General features: G+C 72.9%; 23 protein-coding genes. 11 read left to right on the top strand and 12 right to left on the bottom strand.

The genetic code is table 11. From position 1 onward, the window contains the following. Positions 1 to 94 precede the first annotated feature (94 nt). Positions 95 to 832, top strand: coding sequence for an ATP-grasp domain-containing protein (locus ACWCYY_RS32985; protein ID WP_345285466.1), 738 nt, complete (start codon positions 95 to 97; stop codon positions 830 to 832). 58 nt (positions 833 to 890) lie between these two features. On the opposite strand, the gene ACWCYY_RS32990 is transcribed toward ACWCYY_RS32985, so the two are convergent. Together ACWCYY_RS32990 and ACWCYY_RS32995 are read right to left on the bottom strand one after the other, a co-directional pair. Then, a complete protein-coding gene (locus tag ACWCYY_RS32990) occupies positions 891 to 1,685 on the bottom strand; it encodes a family 1 encapsulin nanocompartment shell protein (RefSeq protein ID WP_345285372.1) in 795 nt (264 codons plus the stop codon). A 30-nt stretch (positions 1,686 to 1,715) separates the two neighbouring features. After that, positions 1,716 to 2,747: a Dyp-type peroxidase gene (locus ACWCYY_RS32995; protein ID WP_449798101.1), complete on the bottom strand. Its 1,032-nt coding sequence runs from the start codon at positions 2,745 to 2,747 to the stop codon at positions 1,716 to 1,718. A gap of 307 nt (positions 2,748 to 3,054) precedes the next feature. Between ACWCYY_RS32995 and ACWCYY_RS33000 the strand changes: the two genes are divergently transcribed. The 3 genes from ACWCYY_RS33000 to ACWCYY_RS33010 all read left to right on the top strand — a co-directional run bounded on the left by ACWCYY_RS33000 (position 3,055) and on the right by ACWCYY_RS33010 (position 5,575). Then, on the top strand, positions 3,055 to 4,092 hold the full coding sequence (locus ACWCYY_RS33000; RefSeq protein WP_380150055.1) for a saccharopine dehydrogenase family protein: 1,038 nt from the start codon (positions 3,055 to 3,057) through the stop codon (positions 4,090 to 4,092). A 98-nt stretch (positions 4,093 to 4,190) separates the two neighbouring features. Then, positions 4,191 to 4,907: a flavodoxin family protein gene (locus ACWCYY_RS33005; protein WP_449798102.1), complete on the top strand. Its 717-nt coding sequence runs from the start codon at positions 4,191 to 4,193 to the stop codon at positions 4,905 to 4,907. Between the two features lie 143 nt (positions 4,908 to 5,050). After that, the gene (locus ACWCYY_RS33010) at positions 5,051 to 5,575 is read left to right on the top strand and encodes a DUF3291 domain-containing protein (protein ID WP_449798103.1); all 525 of its coding nucleotides are present in this window, start codon (positions 5,051 to 5,053) and stop codon (positions 5,573 to 5,575) included. On the opposite strand, the gene ACWCYY_RS33015 is transcribed toward ACWCYY_RS33010, so the two are convergent. Continuing rightward, entirely contained in the window at positions 5,572 to 6,411 is an 840-nt protein-coding gene (locus ACWCYY_RS33015) for an endonuclease/exonuclease/phosphatase family protein (protein WP_449798104.1), read from the bottom strand. The genes ACWCYY_RS33010 and ACWCYY_RS33015 overlap by 4 nt on opposite strands. Before the next feature lie 94 nt (positions 6,412 to 6,505). Between ACWCYY_RS33015 and ACWCYY_RS33020 the strand changes: the two genes are divergently transcribed. From ACWCYY_RS33020 to ACWCYY_RS33030, 3 genes are all read left to right on the top strand, one after another. Beyond that, positions 6,506 to 7,423 carry a hypothetical protein gene (locus ACWCYY_RS33020; protein WP_449798105.1) on the top strand — a complete coding sequence of 306 codons (918 nt, stop codon included), beginning with the start codon at positions 6,506 to 6,508 and terminating at the stop codon, positions 7,421 to 7,423. Positions 7,424 to 7,484: 61 nt separating this feature from the next. After that, the gene (locus ACWCYY_RS33025; protein WP_449798106.1) at positions 7,485 to 7,982 is read left to right on the top strand and encodes a hypothetical protein; all 498 of its coding nucleotides are present in this window, start codon (positions 7,485 to 7,487) and stop codon (positions 7,980 to 7,982) included. A 69-nt stretch (positions 7,983 to 8,051) separates the two neighbouring features. Then, on the top strand, positions 8,052 to 8,519 hold the full coding sequence (locus tag ACWCYY_RS33030; RefSeq protein ID WP_449798107.1) for a hypothetical protein: 468 nt from the start codon (positions 8,052 to 8,054) through the stop codon (positions 8,517 to 8,519). A 37-nt stretch (positions 8,520 to 8,556) separates the two neighbouring features. On the opposite strand, the gene ACWCYY_RS33035 is transcribed toward ACWCYY_RS33030, so the two are convergent. Beyond that, on the bottom strand, positions 8,557 to 9,402 hold the full coding sequence (locus ACWCYY_RS33035; protein ID WP_449798108.1) for a hypothetical protein: 846 nt from the start codon (positions 9,400 to 9,402) through the stop codon (positions 8,557 to 8,559). A gap of 82 nt (positions 9,403 to 9,484) precedes the next feature. Further along, positions 9,485 to 10,648, bottom strand: a complete 1,164-nt coding sequence (locus ACWCYY_RS33040; RefSeq protein ID WP_449798109.1) for an alpha/beta hydrolase family protein — start codon at positions 10,646 to 10,648, stop codon at positions 9,485 to 9,487. Between the two features lie 142 nt (positions 10,649 to 10,790). Here ACWCYY_RS33040 and ACWCYY_RS33045 point away from each other — a divergent pair, with 142 nt between their 5' ends. Beyond that, positions 10,791 to 11,156 (top strand): S24 family peptidase, encoded by a 366-nt coding sequence (locus ACWCYY_RS33045; protein WP_345285393.1) that lies wholly within the window; start codon positions 10,791 to 10,793, stop codon positions 11,154 to 11,156. Here ACWCYY_RS33045 and ACWCYY_RS33050 read toward each other — a convergent pair. Genes ACWCYY_RS33050 through ACWCYY_RS33060 form a run of 3 tightly spaced genes read right to left on the bottom strand, consistent with a single transcriptional unit; the run spans position 11,125 to position 13,414 of the window. After that, on the bottom strand, positions 11,125 to 11,532 hold the full coding sequence (locus tag ACWCYY_RS33050) for a hypothetical protein (protein ID WP_345285395.1): 408 nt from the start codon (positions 11,530 to 11,532) through the stop codon (positions 11,125 to 11,127). The two genes, ACWCYY_RS33045 and ACWCYY_RS33050, sit on opposite strands and share 32 nt — an antisense overlap. Then, on the bottom strand, positions 11,529 to 12,206 hold the full coding sequence (locus tag ACWCYY_RS33055) for a TVP38/TMEM64 family protein (RefSeq protein ID WP_345285397.1): 678 nt from the start codon (positions 12,204 to 12,206) through the stop codon (positions 11,529 to 11,531). Before ACWCYY_RS33055 ends, ACWCYY_RS33050 begins: the two co-directional genes overlap by 4 nt. 35 nt (positions 12,207 to 12,241) lie before the next feature. Continuing rightward, positions 12,242 to 13,414 (bottom strand): aminotransferase class V-fold PLP-dependent enzyme, encoded by a 1,173-nt coding sequence (locus tag ACWCYY_RS33060; protein WP_449798110.1) that lies wholly within the window; start codon positions 13,412 to 13,414, stop codon positions 12,242 to 12,244. A gap of 371 nt (positions 13,415 to 13,785) precedes the next feature. Here ACWCYY_RS33060 and ACWCYY_RS33065 point away from each other — a divergent pair, with 371 nt between their 5' ends. Together ACWCYY_RS33065 and ACWCYY_RS33070 are read left to right on the top strand one after the other, a co-directional pair. Further along, the gene (locus ACWCYY_RS33065) at positions 13,786 to 15,213 is read left to right on the top strand and encodes a cytochrome P450 (protein WP_449798111.1); all 1,428 of its coding nucleotides are present in this window, start codon (positions 13,786 to 13,788) and stop codon (positions 15,211 to 15,213) included. After that, positions 15,210 to 16,121, top strand: a complete 912-nt coding sequence (locus ACWCYY_RS33070) for a terpene synthase family protein (protein WP_449798112.1) — start codon at positions 15,210 to 15,212, stop codon at positions 16,119 to 16,121. The genes ACWCYY_RS33065 and ACWCYY_RS33070 overlap by 4 nt, the downstream gene beginning before the upstream one ends. A 72-nt stretch (positions 16,122 to 16,193) precedes the next feature. Here ACWCYY_RS33070 and ACWCYY_RS33075 read toward each other — a convergent pair whose 3' ends face one another. The 4 genes from ACWCYY_RS33075 to ACWCYY_RS33090 form a co-directional block, all read right to left on the bottom strand. Then, a complete protein-coding gene (locus tag ACWCYY_RS33075; protein ID WP_345285405.1) occupies positions 16,194 to 16,748 on the bottom strand; it encodes an EF-hand domain-containing protein in 555 nt (184 codons plus the stop codon). Positions 16,749 to 16,819: 71 nt separating this feature from the next. Then, positions 16,820 to 17,806, bottom strand: coding sequence for a deoxyribonuclease IV (locus ACWCYY_RS33080; RefSeq protein WP_449798113.1), 987 nt, complete (start codon positions 17,804 to 17,806; stop codon positions 16,820 to 16,822). Positions 17,807 to 17,934: 128 nt separating this feature from the next. Next, a complete protein-coding gene (locus ACWCYY_RS33085) occupies positions 17,935 to 18,150 on the bottom strand; it encodes a DUF397 domain-containing protein (protein WP_345285409.1) in 216 nt (71 codons plus the stop codon). Beyond that, entirely contained in the window at positions 18,119 to 18,979 is an 861-nt protein-coding gene (locus tag ACWCYY_RS33090; protein ID WP_345285411.1) for a helix-turn-helix domain-containing protein, read from the bottom strand. The genes ACWCYY_RS33085 and ACWCYY_RS33090 overlap by 32 nt, the downstream gene beginning before the upstream one ends. 149 nt (positions 18,980 to 19,128) lie before the next feature. On the opposite strand from ACWCYY_RS33090, the gene ACWCYY_RS33095 reads away from it, so the two are divergent. Beyond that, positions 19,129 to 19,323 carry a hypothetical protein gene (locus tag ACWCYY_RS33095; RefSeq protein ID WP_345285413.1) on the top strand — a complete coding sequence of 65 codons (195 nt, stop codon included), beginning with the start codon at positions 19,129 to 19,131 and terminating at the stop codon, positions 19,321 to 19,323. Positions 19,324 to 19,374: the final 51 nt, after the last annotated feature.

Genomic DNA, 19,374 nt, shown 5'->3' on the forward strand with positions numbered 1-19,374 from the left:
CGGCTGCGGTGGGGGGAGGGCGAGGCTAGCGTGGTGCCTCTGTGAGGGAGAGGGGATCGCGGTGCTGGTCATGCCCGGGCGGCGGACGTCGACGATGGAGCTGCTGGCCGCGGAGGCGGCGGGCCGTGGGATGGCGGTCAGGGCCGCCGAGGAGCCCGGACTGGTGGGCCCCGCGTACTGGTACGGCGGGCCGATCGCGGGTGCCGGACTGGCGGGCCGGCTCGGGTTCGCGCTCCTGGAGCCCGGGGACGACTGGCTCGCCGAACTGTCGGAGGAGTTCACCGGCCGGTCGGTCCGGACCGCGACCGTGGCGGATGTGTGGGCGCTCGACCGGCCGACGTTCGTCAAGCCGCCACGTGACAAGTCCTTTCCCCCCGGCATCCACGCCGACGGCTCGCGGCTGCCCTCCGACCTGGACCCGGCGACGCCGGTCCTGCTGTCCGAGGTGGTGACCTTCGCCGCGGAGTACCGGCTCTTCCTACTGGACGGTCAGATCGCTGCGGCGAGCCGGTACGCGGTGTTCGGCCGGCTCGATCCCCGCCCGCTCGCCACGGGCCTCGCGGAGCGGGCGATCGCGGCGGAGATCACGGAGTTCGCCGACCGGCTGGTCGCCGAGGCCGGGCACACCTTGCCGAGCGCCGTCGTCGTGGACGTCGGGCAGCTGCTCGACCCGTACCGCCCGGGCCACCGCTGGGCCGTGGTGGAGGCCAACATGGCGTGGTTCTCGCACGCCTACGCCGCCGATCCGGCACGGGTGCTGGACGTGGTCCTGCGGGCGGCGGGCCCGCGCGAGCACGTGCGGCCCCGGGACCTGGCGTTCGATCGGCACTGACCCGCACCACTCGACCCGGGCGCTTCTCCGAGAGCTCGCACCGGCGAACGGGGACTGCTCAGACCAACGGGACGGCGGCCTCGGGGGAGTACAGGCTGAAGGTGAGCGCCTGCTGGAGGTAGAGCTCCACCGTGTCGGCGTCGTGCCGCAGGTACCCGATCGAGAGGTCCTGGCCCAGGTGCAGCTCGAAGTCGCCGCCCCGGGTGGAGAGCAGCACCCCGCCGGTCAGCGCCGGGGCCCAGATCAGCGGGCAGTCCAAGGCGCGGGCGATGTGCTGACGGATCGGGTAGCCGTGGTCGGAGGTCTCGTTGACGGCGGTGTACGCGTCCGCGCCCAGCAGCAGTGCGTACGGGCCGCCGACGCCCGCCAGCCGCAGGGTGGAGAGTGCGTGGCTGACGGTGTCGGGGTAGGCGGTGACGTCCTGCGGCAGCGCCACCGGCGGATTGTCGGCGGCGGCCCGCAGCCCGGAGATCCCGGCCTCCGGCCAGCCGTCGAAGACCGCCCGGTCCTCGGCCATCGCCATGGTCCGGGCCGCGTCCTTGACCGGCTGCCAGTCGCTGTCCTTCGACCCGCGCTCCACGTCGTCCACCGCGTCCCGGCTCAGAGTGAAGCGCGTCCTCAACTCCACCACCGGGCGCACCTGGTGGGCCCGGGCCCGCAGGCCCTCGGCGGGCGGCGGCAGCGGGGTCAGGTGTCCGGTGCCGACCGCGGCCAGCGCCGGGCCGGCCGGGCCGGAGAGGTCCACCACCCGGCGACCGGCCAGGTGCAGGACGAAGGTCCGGCGGGCCTCCTCCTCGATCTCGGCCCAGGCGGCCTCGCTGATCGGGGCCAGTGCGCGGTGCAGGTTGTCCACGGGTTCACGGTGCTTTCACTGGGGGACGGTTCAATCGGCCCGGACGGGAGCGGGCTTGAGGCTGCCGATCCCCAACGAGCCGTCCTTCTCCGGCTGTTGACGCTCGCTGGTGGACGCGTCCGCGTCGGCGGCCGGCCCGTCCTCCAGGAAGTCGGCGGTCGGGACGTGGAAGAGGCTTCCGGTGACGGCGGTGGAGAAGTCCAGGATCCGGTCGTGGGAGGCCTCGTCGGTGCCGAGGAACATGTTCCGCAGCATCTGCTCGGTGACCTCCGGCGTGCGGCAGTACCCGGCGAAGTAGGTCCCGTACTCACCCCGCCCGGGCGAGCCGAACGGCATGTTGGCGCGGTAGATCTGGCGCTCCTCGCCGTCCTCGTCCAGCACCTGGTTGACCGCCACGTGCGAGTCCGGCGCCTGCACGCCGTCGGGGAGTTCGATGTCGGAGAGCTTGGTCCGGCCGATCACCCGTTCCTGCTCGTCCGAGCCGATCCGGTCCCAACCGTCCAGGTCGTGCAGGTACTTCTGCACGATCAGGTAGCTCCCGCCGGCGAAGTCCGGGTCCTCGTCCCCGACGTGGACCGCCTCCACGGCCGGGTTCCCCTCCGGGTTCTCGGTGCCGTCGACGAAGCCCAGCAGGTCGCGCTGGTCGAAGTAGGTGAAGCCCTGCACCTCGTCCACCACCCGCACCGCACCCGCCATCCGACGGGTGATCAGGGTGCCCAGCTCGAAACAGAGGTCGGCCTGCTGCGCCCGGACGTGGAAGACCACATCGCCCGGGGTCGAGGGGGCGGTGTGCCGCGCGCCGCGCAGCGGCACGAAGGGGTGCAGTCCGGCCGGCCGCGGCCCGCCGAACAGCCGGTCCCAGGCCTGCGAGCCGATCCCCGCCACACAGGTCAGCCGGTCCTCCGGCCGGCGGAACCCCACCGACCGCACCAGCCCCGCCAGATCCCCCAACAACTCCCGCACCACCGGCTCACCACCGGCCTCCACGGTCATCACCAGGAACAACGCGGCCCGGCTCGGTGCCGCCAGCACCGCCTGCACGTTCGGCGACTTCCCACCCACGTCCGACTCCCCTCCGCGACCGCCCCCTACGGGCGGCCCCACCCAGCTTGACCGCGCCCGTGCCCGATCCCACGACGGCAGGCGGACAGGTACCCCGAACGGCCCAGTCCCCGCCCCACCCTGACGAATTCTCAGCCGCCCCTCCCGGCACCTCCGACCCCCGACGGCGCTCCGTCAACTGCCCCGCCCGCACTCCGTGGGGTGTTCGGGCCCGAAAGGCTCGTGCAGGAGTGCGGATTGCGCCAGGATGATCCACGTCGGGCCGCATCGGCCCGGAGTTCGCAGCGGAAGCACGGGGGCGGTACGCATGACGGCGGGTCAGAAGGTCGCGGTGTTCGGCGGATACGGACACACCGGTCGGTTCGTGGTCGCGGAGCTGCTCCGGCGCGGCTACCTCCCGGTGCCGTCCGGCCGCAACGCCGAGGCGCTGGAGGAGCTGGCCGGTGCGCACGGGCTGGAGGCCCGGGTCGCCTCCGCCGACGATCCGGCCTCGCTGGACCGGGCGCTGGCCGGAACAGTGGCCGTCGTCAACTGCGCCGGCCCGTTCGCCACCACCACGGGCCCCGTCATCGAGGCGGCGCTGCGCGCCGGGATCCCCTACCTGGACGTGGCCGCCGAACTGGAGGCCAACCTCGACACCTTCGCACACTTCTCCGACCGGGCCCGTGAGGCGGGCACGCTCGTCGTCCCGGCCATGGCCTTCTTCGGAGGCCTCGGCGACCTGCTGGTCACCGCCGCCATGGGCGACTGGACCGAGGCCGACGAGGCGCACATCGCCTACGGGCTGAACCACTGGCACCCCACCGCCGGCACCCGCCGGGCGGGCGCGGTCTCCCGGGAACGGCGCGGTGCCGTCCGGCTGCGCTTCAGCGGCGGCCGGTGGGAGCGCCGCACCGACGCGCCGCCCACCCTGGACTGGGACTTCCCCCAGCCGTTCGGACCCCGATCCGTGATCGGTGAGTTCACCATGGCGGACGTCGTCACCGTCCCCCAGCACCTGGCCATCCCCGAGGTGACCACCTACATGACCGCCAACGCGGTCGCCGACATCTCGTCCCCCGACACCCCCGCCCCGACCGCCACCGACGGAGCCGGCCGCTCCGACCAGACCTTCGTGGTCGACGTCCTGGTCCGCCTGAACGGCGCCGAACGCCGCCTCGCAGCCCACGGCCGGGACATCTACGCCGTCACCGCCCCGCTCGTCGTCGAAGCCCTCTCCCGCGTCCTCGACGGCCGCACCAAGTCCGTCGGCGTCGCCTCCGCCGGGGCGGCCTTCGACGCCCTCGACTTCCTGCGCGCCCTCGCCCCGCACGTCATCCTCGACCCCGCCCCGGACCCCGCCTGACCTCCCGTCAGGCGGCGTGTCCGGGCAGGGAGTCGGCGGACGGCGTGGTGGAGTGGGCCTGCCGGTCGTCCGTCCGGCCCGTCCGCAAGGAGCACGCGATGACCGAGCCCGGGACCTCCTACGCCGACCTGCGCGCGATCGTGCTCAACTGCACGCTCAAGCGCTCCCCGGAGCGCAGCCACACCCAGGGGCTGATCGACATCAGCACCGGCATCATGCAGCGCCAGGGCGTGGCCGTCGACGTGCTGCGGCCGGTGGACCTGGACATCGCCACCGGGGTCTGGCCGGACATGACCGAGCACGGCTGGGAGACCGACGAGTGGCCGGTGGTCTACAGCCAGGTGATGTCCGCCGACATCCTGATCCTGGCGGGGCCGGTCTGGCTCGGGGACAACTCCTCGGTGATGAAGCGGACCATCGAGCGGCTCTACGCCTGCTCCTCGATCCTCAACTCCCAGGGCCAGTACGCCTACTACGGCCGCGTCGGCGGCTGTCTGATCACCGGCAACGAGGACGGCGCCAAGCACTGCGCGATGAACGTCCTCTACAGCCTCCAGCACCTCGGCTACACCATCCCGCCCCAGGCCGACGCCGGCTGGGTCGGCCCCGCCGGCCCCGGCCCCTCCTACCTCGACGAGGAATCGGGTGGGCCGGAGAACGACTTCACCAACCGCAACACCACCTTCATGACCTGGAATCTCCTGCACATGGCCCGCCTCCTGAAGGACGCCGGAGGCATCCCCGCCCACGGCAACCAGCGCTCCGGCTGGGACGCGGGCTGCCGCTACGACTTCGAGAACCCGGAACACCGCTGAGACTCGTCCGGGAGGCCATCCCGGCACCGAAAACGCAACTTCGACATGATCGGGGAAGGCGACTAGCCTCACCCGCTCGTGGGTGACCGCCCACGCGTGCAAGGGGGTCCCGTACCCGGACCCCCGGAACCGGGGAGGGACGCATGCCGCAGCTGGCGCTGTACACGTTCGGAGTTCTGAAGTTGCCGTTGGCCGATCCGGGGACACTCACCCGTGAGCTGTACGAGAGCGGGCAGTCGGTCTACCGCGAGATCACCCGGCAGCCCGGGTACCTGGGGCACGCCGAACCGGTGGCCGGGGGACCGGGAGAGCTCTTCGGGGCGGACTGGGGGGTGTGGGGGGAGTTCGCGGTGCCGGGCTGGTACCGGAAGGGGCGGACGGCGGAGAGTACGGCGCTGGCTGCGACGCTGTCGCTCTGGACGGATGAGGACGCGGCCTTCGAGGCGGTGTACGGCGGGCTGCACCGCGAGGCGCTGAGCCGGCGTCACGACTGGTTCGAGAGGTCGGCGTACCCGACCCACGTCATGTGGTGGGTCACCGACGGTGCGGTGCCCACCTGGGGCGACGGGGCATCGAGGATGGAACGCCTCCACGAGCACGGCGTCACGGCGGACGGCTTCACCTTCCGGCACCCGTTCGCTCCCGAGGGTAAGCGGCCCGGGAGCTAGAGGGAGAGTTCGACCACCAGGGGGCGGTGGTCGGAGATCGGCGGCCGAGCCATCCGTACCGGCTGGCGGGGGCCGGGGCCGGTGGTGAGGATGTGGTCGAGCTGGAGGCGCGGGTGGTGGGCGGGGAAGGTCCGGGCCCGGGCGGTGGGGTGCCAGCCGCGGCCCAGGACGGTCGTCGGGACGGTGCCCGGGAGGTTCAAGTCGCCGAGCAGGACCTGTGGTTGGGGTAGGTCGGCGATCCACTTCCGGACGGCGAGGAGCTGGCGGACGTTCCAGCCCGGGACGAAGGACAGGTGGAGCGCCACCGCCGTGAACGGTCCTCGCCGGCCTTCCAGGACCGCCGCCAACGCCACCCGGGGATGGTCCCGCACCACCCGGAGGCCGCGCGGGGAGGGGGACGGGAGCAGCGCCGCGACCGGCGGCTCCGCGAACCGCCTTGCCCGCCAGTGGTGGACGGGCAGCCGCGACAGCAGCGCGATGCCGTGCGAGGGAGCGGTGCCGTCGTGTCCGGTCCCGGGCGGGCCGTACACCCGCAGGCCCGGCTCGGAACGCTCCCGTACCCAGCTGCGCCCCTCCCTGGCCCGGGCGTGGAAGGCGGAAGCGTACCGCCACTCCACCGGCCCGAGCGCCTCCGCGACGGCGCGGGCCTGGTCGACCCGGCCGGAGCGTTCCTGGAAGCGGTCCAGCTCCTGAAGCACCGTCACCTCGGCGTCGAGGGCGGCCACGGCCTCCACCAGCGCCCCGACGGCCACCGGGCCGCGGTCGCCGCGGTCGCCGACCGTCCGCCCGTGCAGGACGTTGAAGGTGGCGAGCCGTACGGGAGTCGAGGCGGTCATTCCCTGACGCTACCTCAGGGCGGTGTGGCCGTTCGCCGGACAGGCGTGACCGTGGACGGGCAAGCTGTTCGCCGACGGAACGGGGGAGACGAGGGTGATCGAGACGATCGTCGCCGTGGTGGGGGCGTTCAGCACCCTGGCGGGCGTCGGGATCGGTGTGGCCGGATACCGGAGCCAGGCGGCGCTGGTGAAGCTGCAGGGCGAGCAGCTCCGGCGCCAGATCGAGGACTCCGAGCGGGCCCGGCGGTCGGCGGAGGCGGCCGAGCGGCGTGCCGAGGAGGCCGAGCGCCGCGCCGAGCTGGCCGGCAGGCAGCGGGCCGAGCAGGAGGAGCAGGCCGAGCGGCGGCGGGAGCGGCAACAACTCCTGATGTCCGCAAGGGACTTCACCGTCGAGCCGGTCGGGAACGCGGTGCGGGCCGCTTACCGGGGCCGGCATCCCGTGACGGAGGTACGGCTGTACTGGCGGGACACGGAGATCACCCCGGGGGGCCGGGCTCTGGACCTGTACCTGTCCTCTGACACCCCCTCGACGGGGGAGGCCGTCGTGCCCGTGCCGGGGATGCCGGAAGGTACGCGGGCGCAGTTGGCGGAGATCCACGCGGAGTACACCGACGTCCAGGGGCGGCGCTGGCGCCGGCGAGGGGACGGGGGCCTCCTGCTGCGCGGCGCGGACGGCCGGTGGAGCGCCGAGCCCACCGTCTGGCTGGACCTCGTCCTGGAGGAGCCGTTCCCGGTGGTGACGGGGCAGGGGTCGCAGACCAACCCGTGGGGCCGGCCGCAACCGCAGGGCTTCCCGCCGCGGCAGCCGCCGTTCGGGTACCCGGCGGTGGGGGACTGGGGGACGGCCGAGCCGAGCTCCATGAGGGTGGCGTCACACGTCGTCCACGGTGCGTCGGTCCCTTCGGTCGGTCCCAAGGGCGTTGAGGGAGGGGCACGGTGGCCGCTCGTCCTCGCTCTTACGGGCATCGGGGCCGGCGTCGCCGCCCTCTCCTTCCTTGCTCTGTGGAAATGAGCGGGCCGACCGGTCAGCCGTCCGCCGCCGGTTGTCCCAGTTGGCGCCTATGGTTCCGGTCATGAGCGTTCCCGAGGTCATCCCGATCAGGCACGAACCCGACTACCGCACGAGCACCATCGGACGATGCCGGGGCGGCCAGTTCTTCGCCTCGGTCACCGCGACCCTGCCCGAGGACTGGAGCGACGGCGACTGGCAGTCCCGGAAGCGCTGGTACAGCGTGCTGCACCGGTTCGACGAGGCCGGCCGTCACCTGGATTCGCGCATCCAGTTCACTGGCACCACGGCGGACGGCGAGCGGAAGGCGGTCGACGCGGCAGGGCTGCTGCTCGCCGAGTGGCTGGACGCCCTTCCGGATCGGCAGTACCAGGACATCGCGATCGCGCCCTTCGAAGTCCGGTTCGAGGAAGCCGTGTTCGGCCTGGTCGTGGAGGAGGACGAGGACGGAGAGCCGGGCGAGGAGGGGGAGGAGGAGGGCGAGGGCCGCGGCGTGTGGGTCGAGCTCTACCCCGACGGCCTGGGTTTCACCGCGCCCTGGGACGGTTGCTACGACACCTGAGCCGAGTCGCTGACCTGCCGTGGTGGGGCCGGGTGCCGTGCTCGGGCGCGTGCCGCATAGGGTCGGTCCATGCACGAAAAGCAAGACCACGGGCAGGCCGACGCCGAGGTGAACGGCTCGAACACCACCGCGTCCGCCGAGGCCGACACGGCGGTGTTCGTCTGCGCGACGTGCGGCGTCCCGCTGACGGGGCCGCTCACGCGGCTGCCGGAGGTTCCCGAGGCGCCGTACTACGAGTGGTGGGAGGCCGACCAGCCCGGTCCGTCGCCGCCGACCGTGCCGTCGGGCCACTACGCGATCGAGACGGAGCCGTACGGCGGGCCGCAGGGCCCGAGGGGCAACATCGTCATCAACCCGGACGACGCCCGCGGCCTGGAACTGCGGCACGCGTCCTCCGCCTGCTGCGGGGCCACGCCCAACGGCGGCATGAACCAACTGTGCGTCTGCGGAACCCTCGTGGCGACCCTCAGCTCCGACTGCTGCTACCCGTACGAACTCCACCTCTCGGCCGACCATGTCCGAGCCGTTCCCGCTTGAGCCCGACGCACGCGGCCGTGCCAGGGACCGGGCGGAGTCAGTAGCCGGGGTACTGGCCCAGGAAGGCGCCGACCGCGATGGTGATGACGGCGGCTTCGACGGCGAGCCCGAACAGGAGCAGGGCCACGGTCAGGGCGTTGTCCCCGACCGTGCTGGACCGCTTCTCGCGGACCACCGCGACGTGCGGCTTGTCCGGGTGGTAGGCGACCTGGACGGTCGGGGAGTCGCTGCGGTGGTTCACGCCGCGGGAGGTGCCGTGCAGGTCCGTGTAGGCGTAGGTGCCGAAACTGCCGCCCAGGACGCGGGCGTTGCCGACCCTCACCGCCTCCACGGTGATGCCGTTCCGGGGCAGGTACCACTGGCGGTAGGCGATGTCCGCTCCCATGGCGCCGAACGCGAGGCTTCCCGCCCCCGCGATGGGGCCGACCACCAGGATCGTGAGCGCGAGGGTCCACTCACCGTGGATCCCGACGGCGAGTGCGAGGGCGAAGTGGGCGAGGCCGACGGCGATCATCCAGATCCGGTCCCGGCGCTTCCTCCGTTCCTCGCCGGACCGGGTCAGGGCGGTGACGGTGACCAAGGCGGCGCCGTCGACCGCCGCTGCCTCCTCGGGCAGCAGGGCGAGGGCCGCGTTGACGGATGCGGCGAACAGGGCCACCGCCGCCTCGCTCACGTCGTCGAGGCGGTGTACGGCGGGCACCGCCCCGGTGGGGGCGGCGAGCTCGACGGCGACGGCGCGCCCCTCCGGGCGGATCCGCCGGATCGCCCGGAGGGGGATCCGCAGCTCCTCGTCCGTCCTGTGCAGGACCAGCGCGTCGTCGTCGAACCGGAGCGCGGATCCACTGGAACTGGACAGGACCGGTATCGGAGAAGCGATCGACATGGGGGTGATCGTATGGGCTGGACACGGATGACCGGGAGGGTCCGTCCGCCGATTGATCGTCAGAACGGTTGTGGGGCGCTCGTCACGGCTGGTGGAAGGTGACCTCCGGGAAGGTCGGGGACGGGGTGTCGAGGAGGGGGGTGGTGGCTCCGCGCAGGTGGTGGTCGAAGAAGGCGCCGACGTAGCTGCGCACGATGCGGGTGGAGCGTGCGCCCGGGAGCGGGGTCTCGGGGTGGGGGTAGCCGGAGGCGTCGCCGAGGACGGGCCAGTCGGTGAAGCCGGGGTGGCCGAGGCCGGTGACGACGAGCCAGCGCTTCCAGCCGTCGAGGTGGGCCCAGGTCTCGTTCCAGGACGGGTCGTCGAAGTCCGGCGGGAGGAGGGTCGGGTCGCCGGAGAGCATCAGGAAGGGCCGGCCGCCGAGGCCGGTCTCGGGGACGGGGGTGAAGAAGGTGCCGTCGAGGTTGGCTCCGGCGTCGACACGGGGGTCGGTGGCCATGACGGCGGAGGCGGCGTTGCCGCCGATGGAGTGGCCGGCGGCGCCGATCCGGGTGCTGTCGATCAGCCAGGAGTACCGCCAGGCGGGGTGCGGGCCGGTGATGCGGTCCAGGACGAAGGAGAGGTCGCGGGCGCGGCCGTCCGAGACGCGCTTCAACTCGCCGCTGGGGAAGACCTGTTCGCAGGCCTTGCAGGTGAGCAGACGGTCACCGGGGAAGAGCGTGCCGTCCGATTCGTAGGCGTGGTCGACGGCGGCGACCACGTAGCCGCGGCTGGCGAGGTCCTCGGCGAGGCCGGTGAGGGAGGCCCGGGGGAGGGAGAAGCCGGGGGAGAGGACGATCAGCGGGTAGCGGCGGGGGGTGGGGCGGGGGAGGGCGTCGGTGCGGGCGTGGGTGCGGGTGGCCGCGACGCGTTCCGGGGTGGTGTGGTCGGCGAGTTGGCCGCGGTCGGTGAGCAGGGCCTTGGCTTCGGCGGTGGTGAGGTAGGGGGCCGGGGTGCCGGTGCGCGGCAGTGCCGGGTAGTAGAGCGAGAGCAGCAACTCCCGGTCCTCGGCGGGCACCCAAGGGTCCTTGCGGCTGTGGTCGACCAGGGAGAGGGTGTCCTGTCCGACGGCGAAGTCACCGGTGAGTGGCGGGAGTTCGATGCCGCGCAGGGTTCCGGTGGTGGCGGAGGCGGGGCCGGCGAGCACGGCCGTGACGGCGAGGGCGGCGGTGACCGCGACCGTTGCCACGGCGTGGATGATCTTCTGCATGGCCGCATGATAGGCGGATAAGGTTAGGCTTGCCTAATATCGCTGATGGGAGGTGCTGCCGGACCTGGACGAGGACTTGACGGTGGGTCAGGCGTGCGAAAACGAGTGGAAGTGCGGACGCTCCCGCTGGGACGATCACCGGATGGGTGCATTGGACGCGGTGGCGGCCCGGGTGGCCGCCGGGGCCGTGGTGGAGTTCCGGCCGAGCGGCGACTCGATGGTCCCGCTGATCCGCAGCAGGCAACTGGTGACCGTGGCGCCGGTCGACCCGGCCAAGGTCGAGGTGGGCGACATCGTGCTGGCCCGGGTCGCGGGGACGGTCTACGTGCACCTGGTCTCGGCCCTCGACCGGACCAGGAGGCGCGTCCAGATCAGCAACAACCGCGGCCGGGTGAACGGCTGGACCGGCCACGACCGCGTCTTCGGCATCTGTACGGCGGTCGAAGGGATCCCGCGGGCCGGGGCTGCGGCGAAGGTCAGGGGCCTTCCGTCCGACGCCACGCGTTGAGCGGGGACGGCTGGAGGACGAGTGCGTTCGCGAGGTTGAGCACGCGGATGGAGCCGGTGGGGAAGCGGACGGTGATGCCGTCGGCGAAGTCCTCGGCGCCGTACTGGTGACGGACCCTGCGGACGGAGCGGATGGGCTCGCCGACGAACGGGGTCATGGGGAAGCCGGGCGGGTCGTCCTGCACCGGTGTGTGGACGGGGTCGGGCGGGGTGAGGTCCAGGGTCAGGCCTCCGTCCTGGGCGGCGAAGCGGACGGGGCCGAGGTCCTCCAGGTGCCACCACATGTGGAGGAGGGACGGTTCGGCTGCCTCGGGTTGCTGCCAGGCGGCGGTCACGCGCACCAGGCGGCGTCCGACGAGGTCCTCGGTGGAGATCATCCGGTGATGCTCTCATGGTGTTCGGCCACCCGGTCCGCCCGGGCGCGGCGGGAGGTGTGCCAGAAGGAGTACAGGCTGCCGGCGCAGAGGAGGGCGACGGCGGAGGCGGAGACGAGGAAGGCGGGGGAGGTGGGGTCGGAGGCGCTGGCGCCGGCGGTGACGTAGGCGGCGGTGCCCGGGATGACGCCGAGCGCGGTGGCGGCGGTGAAGGGGAGCGCGCGGACGCCGGAGAAGGCGGCGGCGTAGTTGGCGCCCTGGAAGGGGATGCCGGGGATCAGGCGCAGCAGCAGGACGGAGCGGAAGCCCCGGTCGCTGAGGTGGCGGTCCAGGGCGGTGAGGACGCGGCCGCGCAGCAGGGGCCGGACGGCGTCGCGGCCGAGGGTGCGGCCGAGGGCGAAGGCCAGCAGCGCGCCTAGGGTGGTGGCGGCGACCGCGACGGGGATGCCCTGGGCGGCGCCGAGGAAGAGGCCGGCGGCGGCGTTGAGGGCGGGCTTGGGGACGAAGGCGACGGTCGCCGCGGCGTAGACCAGCAGGAAGAGCGGGGCCGGGACCCCGCCCTCCAGCAGCTCGGTCGGGCTCCAGAGCAGCAGGGAGCCGGCCGCGGCCGCGAGCACGCAGAGCAGCGCCCCGAGCCGGAGCCAGGGCGAGCGGGCACACCGTGCGAGGACTGTCACCCGGTGAGCGTAACCCGGAGGGGAGGCGGGGGAGGTCAGGCCTTGGGCCGGGGGAGGGCGTCGAGCAGGCGGGAGAGTTCGTCCTCGGTGTTGTAGTAGTGGACGGAGGCCCGGACCACCGTCGGCAGGCCGCGGGCGCCGAGGTCCCACTGGGCGCTGGTGGCCCAGGAGACGGAGACGTTGACGTCGCGGGAGCGGAGCAGTGCGGCGACGTCCGGGGAGTCGTGGCCGTCGACGGTGAAGCTGACGATGGCCGAGCGGCGCAGCCCCTGGTCGTGGACGTGGACGCCGGGCAGTGCGGCCAGGCCCTCGCGGAGGCGGGCGGCGAGTGCGGTGACGCGGCGTTCGATGGCGTCCAGGCCGAGCTCCAGGGCGGCGTCCACGGCGACGCCGAGGCCGATCTTGCCGGCGTAGAAGGTCTCCCAGGTCTCGAAGCGGCGGGCGTCCGGGCGGACCTCGTACGACTCGGGGCCGGTCCAGGTGGCCGCGTGCAGGTCCAGGAAGGGCGGCTCCAGACGCTCCGTCAGGCGGCGGGAGGAGTAGAGGAAACCGGTGCCGCGCGGGCCGCGCAGGAACTTGCGGCCGGTCGCGGTGAGCAGGTCGCAGCCGATCTCGGCGACGTCCACCGGGAGCTGGCCGACCGACTGGCAGGCGTCGAGGAGGTAGGTGACGTCGAACTCGCGGGCCACCTTCCCGATCTCGGCGGCCGGGTTGACCAGGCCGCCCTGGGTGGGCACGTGGGTGACGGCGATCAGGCGCACCCGCTCGTCCATCATCGAGCGCAGCGCCTCGACCGAGAGCTGCCCGTGCTCGTCGTCCGGGACGGTCTCGACGCTGACCCCGTACCGGCGGGCGGTCTGCAGGAAGGCGATCGCGTTGGAGGCGTACTCGGCCCGGGCGGTGAGGATGCGGTCGCCGGGGGCGAAGCGCAGGGCGTAGAAGGCCATGTCCCAGGCGCGGGTGGCGTTCTCCGTGACGGCGATCTCGTCGCGGTCGGCGCCGAGCAGGCGGGCCAGCGCGTCGTAGGTGTGCTCGATCCGGTCCTGGGCGGCGGCCGCGGCCTCGTAGCCGCCGATGGTGGCCTCCAGCTCCAGGTGGGAGGTGACGGCGTCCAGGGTCCGCCGGGACATCAGGGCGGCACCGGCGTTGTTGAGGTGCGCCTTGTGGGCGCAGCCCGGGGTGTCCCGGCGGAGCGACTCGATGTCCATGTCCGTGCTGCCTCTTCCGGTAGGGGACGTGCGTGCCGCACACCACCATCCCAGACCGGGGGCGCGGGAGGGAGGGGAGGCCGAACGGTGGCAGGACGGCGGGCGGACGGGTGAAAGGGGCCAGTGGGCCGAGCCGGTGACCTATGGTCAGCTCTTTCGCGGACCGGCTGCTCCGTTGGGACGGGGGGCGTTGCCCTGGGTGGCCGGAGCGCGGGGTGGCGAAGGAGCGGGGTCCGGCGAGGTCACGGGCGGGGCGGTCATCTCTTTGGGTGGCGGGCGATTTGTGCCGAATTCTCCCGGGGCGGAGAGTGGGCGGCCGTCCCCATCCCAGGCCGCCGCCTGGGGCCCTTCCCGAGAGCGAGGCGATCCGCATGTCCGTGCCACCCGTCCCCTTCGCACCGGGGAGACTCCCCGGACTCGGCCACGCACCGGCCCTGCTCCGCGACCCGCTCGGCTTCCTCGGCTCGCTCTCCCGCACCGGGGAGGTGGTCCGGATCGGCCTCGGCCCGCGCACCGTCCACGTGGTCACCAGCCCCGCCCTGGTGCACGCCCTGCTCACCCCGCTGGCCCGCACCTGCCCGCGCGGCGCCGTGCAGCAGACCCTGCGGGACGCCTTCGGCGACGGCCTGCTGATGAGCGAGGGAACCGCCCACCGCGACCGCCGGCGCTCGCTCCAACCCGCCTTCACCGCCGAGCGGGTGGCCGGGTACGTCCCGCTGGTGGAACGCCTGGCCCGGGAGCGGATCGGCGCCTGGCAGCCCGGCCGCACCGTGGACGTGGCCCGGGAGATGAACCACCTCGCGCTGGAGATCGTCACCGGTGCCCTCTTCGGTGCCCGGCTGCGCCCCGCCCACACCGGCGCCTTCCACCGGGCCCTGCCCGAACTGGTGAAGGGTCAGATCATCCAGTCGCTCTGGCCGCACCCGGCGCTGGCCCGCCTCCCGCTGCCGGTCAACCGCCGCTTCGCCGCCGCCGTCCGGGTGCTCAACCGGGTGGTCGACCAGGCCGTCCGCACCCCGTCCGACGACGAGGCCGGACCGCTGCTCGCCCTCCTGCGCACCGTCACCGACCCGACCACCGGCCGCCCGCTCGACGAGCACGCCGTCCGCTCCGAGGCCATCGCCATGTTCGGCGCCGGCACCGAGACGGTCTCCACCACCCTCAGCTGGCTCTGCCAGGAGCTGCTCGACCATCCCGAGGTGCATCGCGAGCTGCTCGCCGAGCTCGACCAACAGCTGCGACCCGGGGAGGAGTTGAGCATCGAGACGATCGAACGGCTGCCCTACCTGCGCCGGGTGCTGCGCGAGGTGCTCCGGCTGCACGCCCCCAACGCCTTCCTGATGCGCACCGCCGCCGAACAGGTCCGGCTCGGCCCGTACACCGTCCCGGCCGGGGCCGAACTCCTGTACAGCCTCACCGCCCTGCACCGCGACCCCTCCCGCCACACCGACCCGCTGCTCTTCGACCCGGACCGCCCGCTCTCCACCGAACGGCACGCCTTCCTGCCCTTCGGCGCCGGCAAGCACCGCTGCATCGGCGAGGCCTTCGCCTGGATGGAGCTGGCGGTGGTCGCGGTCACCCTGCTGCGGACCTGGCGGCTGCGGCCGGTGGCCGGGGCCAGGGCCCGCGAGGTGGTGTGGACGACGGTGCAGGCCCAGGGGGTCCGGCTCAAGCCCGAACGGCTGACGGCCCGTCTGCTGCCCGCACCCGCGAGCGCTCCCGCCGCCGAGGGGCCCGCCGCCGAGGCGCCCGCCTTCGAGAGACCGGCCCGGCGCGGCGCCCCGGCGGGACGCCGGTGAACTCCGCGCTGGAGGCCCGCAGTCAGGAGGAGCTCCGGCACCAGGACTGGCTGCTCCGGCACGGACTGATCCGCCGGCACGGGCTGGAGCGCTACCGGGCCTACGGCCTACCGGAGTTGATCGACCTCAGCTACCCCGGAGCCCCCGCGCGGGAGTGCCGGCTGCTGCTGGACGTGCTCGGCTGGTTCACCCTGCTGGACGACCACTTCGACGGACCGATCGGCCACCACCCGCCCAGCGCGGGCGAGTTCACCGGCCGCCTGATCGCCGTCACCAGGGCCGCGGGCCGACCGAGGGTGCCGCTGCTGCCCCCGGCCGACCGGGGCGACGCCCTGCTCGGGGCGTGGACGGAGCTCTGGTACCGCCAGTGCCTGGGGCGCAGCCGCCGCTGGCGCAGGCGCGCGGCCCGGGACTGGGCCGACTGTCTGCGCACCTTCGTCACGGAGACCGAGCACCGCAGCCGGGGCACCCTGCCCGGCGGGCTGCCGGCCGTGCTGATGCGCCGGCACGCCAGCTGCCTCTACCCGTTCATGAACCTGCTGGAGCGGGTGGCCGACCGCGAACTGCCCCGCGGGCTCTGCCTGCGGGCGGACTGGAGACGGCTGCGCGCGCAGACCGCCGACGCGGCCACGCTGATCAACGACCTGTTCTCGCTGGAGCGGGAGGAGAGGCAGGGCAACGGGTTCAACACCGTCACGCTGCTGCGCCGGGAGTTCGGGCTGAGCCGGGAGACGGCCCGGCGGGTGGTGGCGGACCGGACGGCGGGGCTGCGGGCCGAGAGCGAGCTGCTGCGCAGCGGGCTGGTGCTGCGTCACCCGGGTGCCCGCTGGTACCTGGAGGGGACCAGGCAGCTGGTGGACGGGGTGTACGCCTGGACGAGTGCGAGCCAGCGCTACCGCTCGTCCTGAGACGGGTGCGGTTCCGGCGGCCGCGCCGTGGTGGTGGTGCCCCCCGCTCCACCACCACGGCGCGGCGGGGCGTCAGCGCAGCGGGCCGAACAGCCAGTTCCCCGGGGTGTCCGCCTCCTCGCTGGTGTAGTACTCCTCGACGGCGTGGCAGACCTGGTTGAGGCTGATCGCGCCGTCCCCGTCGGTGTCGAGCATGGTGAAGGCGACCTCGAGCTTCTCCTGCTTCAGGCCCAGCGTGCGGCCGTACATGGTGATGAACTGCTCGCGGCTGAGCCACCCGTCGTCGTCGGTGTCGCACAGCTCCAGCCAGGCCCGGAGCATGGTGTTCATCCGCCCGAGGAAGCCGGCCCGGTCGGTGGCGACGGCCTTGCGGACCCCGGCCCGCCACTCCTCGCGGTCGATGGAGCCCTTGTGGGCGGTGTCCATCGGGATCAGGTCGATGTCCCAGAGGGCGGCGAAGGCGCCCTCCAGGCGGGCCACCACGCTGAGCGAGTGGCTGTCGAAGGCCGAACTCAGGCGCGAGGCCAGCGAGATCAGGTCCTCTTCGCGGATGTGCCCGTCCCGGTCGGTGTCCAACATGTCGAAGGAACGGTCGAGCTTCTGGTCGAGCACGGTGCGCGTGGTCATTCGGGTTCCCCTCCCCGGCCCCTCCGGGCCGTCGGTCGCCCGGGACCTACCCCGGCGGCGGGGGCCGAGTCTCACTCGTTGGAGTGGTTTGACTGATCGTCAGACTGCTTCTCTCCGAGGGGATTTGTGTTCCGCAGGGATTTGAGCAGAGCGATGTCGGCGGCATGCCGAACGCCCTCCACCCGGTCCGGGTCGTGGCGTCCGTCCGGGGTCTCGATCACGAACGGGACGCCCTCGGTCGCGGGGTGGGCGAGCAGCGCCGCGAAGGCGGCCGCGCCGATGTGTCCGGCGCCGATGTTCTGGTGGCGGTCCTTGCGGGCTCCGACCACGTCCATCGAGTCGTTGGCGTGCACCAGCCGCAGGCGGCCGGGGCCGGCTGCGGCGGTGAGCGCGTCCAGCGTCTTGGCCACGCCCTCGGGGTCCGCCAGGTCGTGCCCGGCGGCGAAGGCGTGGCAGGTGTCGAGGCACACCCCCACCTTGGGGTGGTGGTCCAGCGCCTCGACGTAGGCGGCCAGGTCCTCCATCCGGGAGCAGAGCGAGCTGCCCTGCCCGGCGGTGGGCTCCAGCAGCAGCCAGGGTGCGTCCTCGCCGAGCGCGTCGAGCTCGTCCAGCAGGGGACGGACGTCCTCGCGCACCTGGCGCATCGCGGCCGCGTACCGGGAGCCGCCGCCCGGTTCCTGCCCGACGGCGGAGCCGGTGTGCACCACCACGCCGAGGGCACCGATCCGGTGACCCCGGCTCAGCGAGTGGCGCAGGGAGTCGGCCGAGCGCTCCCGGGTCGCGGTGCTGTCCGAGCCGAAGTTGATCAGGTAGGGCGCGTGCACGTAGGCCGGGATGCCGGACTCCGCGCACGCCGCCCTGAACTCCTCGTCGCGGGCCGGGTCGCCGGACGGCGTGGCCCAGCCGCGCGGGTTGGCGACGAAGACCTGCACGGCCTCGGCGCCGACCCGCTCCGCGTACGCCAGCCCGGTGCCGACCAGTCCGCGGCCGGCCACCGGTACGTGGGCGCCGACGGGGTTGCGGAGGACGGGTGGGGCGGGCGGAGCTGCGTGGTTCATGGCCCCGAGGGTAGCCGGGCCGTCGTCCGGATCGACGGCCAGGACCCGGGGGCGGGTCGGTGTGGGGGGTGGGGCTCAGGCCTGGACCGGACCTCGAAGGGCCTCGATCAGACCCCGGAGGGCCTGGATCAGACCTCGAAGCCCGCGGCCCAGGTGGCGAACGCGGCCCAAGCTGCGGTGCCGAACTCCAGGTGCGGGCCCTGCGGGTCCTTGGAGTCGCGGACCGGGACGACGCCGTGTGCGGCGGAGAGGTTGAGGGCCGGCTGCACGCAGTTGCCGCCGGACGCCCCGCTGTAGCTCGACGACTGCCAGTCAGCTCGGTTCAGCTCGCTGTTCGTCAGCATGGTTCTGGTGCTCCTTAGCTACCTTTTCAACGAGGTTCAGCGACGCTTCGGGTGAGAGTGCGTCGGCCCGAGCCAGGTCGTAGGAGAGTCTCAACTCCCTTACCCGGTCGGGGTTTTCGACCAGCACACCGGTATGCGGCGCCTCGACGTACCCCGTGTCCGGGGTGCCGTCGGTGAAGGACATTAGCGTCATCGAACCCTCCAGCAACGCATGCGCCCCACGGGACGTCTCCAGTACCTGGATCACCACCATTCTTGACCGGACCAGGCCAAGCAGCTTCGTCAACTGATCAGCCATCGTGTCAAAACCGCCCACCGGTCGACGAATGGCATTTTCCGAAAGAAGCCACCACAACAGCGGACGTGTTGGACCGGTGAGCAGTTGTTGTCGTCCCAGGCGCGCTGCGACCTTCTCCTCGATCAGTTCCGGTCGGGCCAGGGGCAATCCGGCTTCGAATACTGCACGCATGTACCCCTCGGTCTGACCGAGCCCGGGGATCAGGTCCCCGCCGTACTCCAGCATCTGGCAGGCCCGGGGCTCGAGTTCGGCGTACGACTTGAAGAAGCTGGGGAACTGGCCGCGGGTCACGTGCGGCCAGAGCTTCGAGAAGATCCCGGCCGCGTCGAGGGTGGCGTCGACCCGTTCGGCGAACTCCCGGGTCGGCGTGCGCCGGCCGGTCTCGATCTGGCCGATCAACGACCCGGTGTAGCCGAGGAGATCACCGAGGCCCTCCTGGCTGAGCCGGGCCTTGGTGCGGTGGTCGCGCAGCTCCGAACCGAAGAGCGCCAGCATGGATTCGGACGGGTCGAGCTCACGCGGACTGGGCATCGGTGCAGGGTCCCCCGGTCTGTCGGATCGGTTGTTGGATCGTCACCTCTGGCCTTGGTAGCTCTCCGTGTCGATCCTGTTACCAAGCTAGTCGATCGACTTCCCGGTCGGCAGGACAACGAGGCAGTGCGCGACAACGGAGGTCGGCGATGGGTGAGTTGACGGAGCGGGTGGCCGAGCGGATGCAGGTCCGGGGTGAGTACGGCAGCCGCCGGGACTTCGACCGGGCCGAGTACGTCTCCGGCGCCGCACTGTCCTTCGGCGAGTGCGGGTGTCCGATGCCGGACTGCCCGATCCGGGCGGGCGACGGCGAGCGCCTGCGCCTGGACCGTCGGATGCCCTAGGGGCGGTCTCCTTGATGGGGCCGGGTCCGCGCCGCCGGGGCACGCACCTCG

The organism is Kitasatospora sp. NPDC001664, from assembly GCF_053596675.1.

What these genes read in the sequence shown, in the direction of transcription:
- ACWCYY_RS33065 (WP_449798111.1), top strand. Translation starts at nt 13,786, where the DNA reads ATGTCCGTGCCACCCGTCCCCTTCGCACCGGGGAGACTCCCCGGACTC.
- ACWCYY_RS33090 (WP_345285411.1), bottom strand. Translation starts at nt 18,979, where the DNA reads ATGCCCAGTCCGCGTGAGCTCGACCCGTCCGAATCCATGCTGGCGCTC.
- ACWCYY_RS33075 (WP_345285405.1), bottom strand. Translation starts at nt 16,748, where the DNA reads ATGACCACGCGCACCGTGCTCGACCAGAAGCTCGACCGTTCCTTCGAC.
- ACWCYY_RS33050 (WP_345285395.1), bottom strand. Translation starts at nt 11,532, where the DNA reads ATGATCTCCACCGAGGACCTCGTCGGACGCCGCCTGGTGCGCGTGACC.
- ACWCYY_RS33000 (WP_380150055.1), top strand. Translation starts at nt 3,055, where the DNA reads ATGACGGCGGGTCAGAAGGTCGCGGTGTTCGGCGGATACGGACACACC.
- ACWCYY_RS32985 (WP_345285466.1), top strand. Translation starts at nt 95, where the DNA reads ATGGAGCTGCTGGCCGCGGAGGCGGCGGGCCGTGGGATGGCGGTCAGG.
- ACWCYY_RS33010 (WP_449798103.1), top strand. Translation starts at nt 5,051, where the DNA reads ATGCCGCAGCTGGCGCTGTACACGTTCGGAGTTCTGAAGTTGCCGTTG.
- ACWCYY_RS33040 (WP_449798109.1), bottom strand. Translation starts at nt 10,648, where the DNA reads ATGCAGAAGATCATCCACGCCGTGGCAACGGTCGCGGTCACCGCCGCC.
- ACWCYY_RS33085 (WP_345285409.1), bottom strand. Translation starts at nt 18,150, where the DNA reads ATGCTGACGAACAGCGAGCTGAACCGAGCTGACTGGCAGTCGTCGAGC.
- ACWCYY_RS33045 (WP_345285393.1), top strand. Translation starts at nt 10,791, where the DNA reads ATGGGTGCATTGGACGCGGTGGCGGCCCGGGTGGCCGCCGGGGCCGTG.
- ACWCYY_RS33015 (WP_449798104.1), bottom strand. Translation starts at nt 6,411, where the DNA reads ATGACCGCCTCGACTCCCGTACGGCTCGCCACCTTCAACGTCCTGCAC.
- ACWCYY_RS33030 (WP_449798107.1), top strand. Translation starts at nt 8,052, where the DNA reads ATGCACGAAAAGCAAGACCACGGGCAGGCCGACGCCGAGGTGAACGGC.
- ACWCYY_RS33080 (WP_449798113.1), bottom strand. Translation starts at nt 17,806, where the DNA reads ATGAACCACGCAGCTCCGCCCGCCCCACCCGTCCTCCGCAACCCCGTC.
- ACWCYY_RS33035 (WP_449798108.1), bottom strand. Translation starts at nt 9,402, where the DNA reads ATGTCGATCGCTTCTCCGATACCGGTCCTGTCCAGTTCCAGTGGATCC.
- ACWCYY_RS33060 (WP_449798110.1), bottom strand. Translation starts at nt 13,414, where the DNA reads ATGGACATCGAGTCGCTCCGCCGGGACACCCCGGGCTGCGCCCACAAG.
- ACWCYY_RS33095 (WP_345285413.1), top strand. Translation starts at nt 19,129, where the DNA reads ATGGGTGAGTTGACGGAGCGGGTGGCCGAGCGGATGCAGGTCCGGGGT.
- ACWCYY_RS33025 (WP_449798106.1), top strand. Translation starts at nt 7,485, where the DNA reads ATGAGCGTTCCCGAGGTCATCCCGATCAGGCACGAACCCGACTACCGC.
- ACWCYY_RS33005 (WP_449798102.1), top strand. Translation starts at nt 4,191, where the DNA reads ATGACCGAGCCCGGGACCTCCTACGCCGACCTGCGCGCGATCGTGCTC.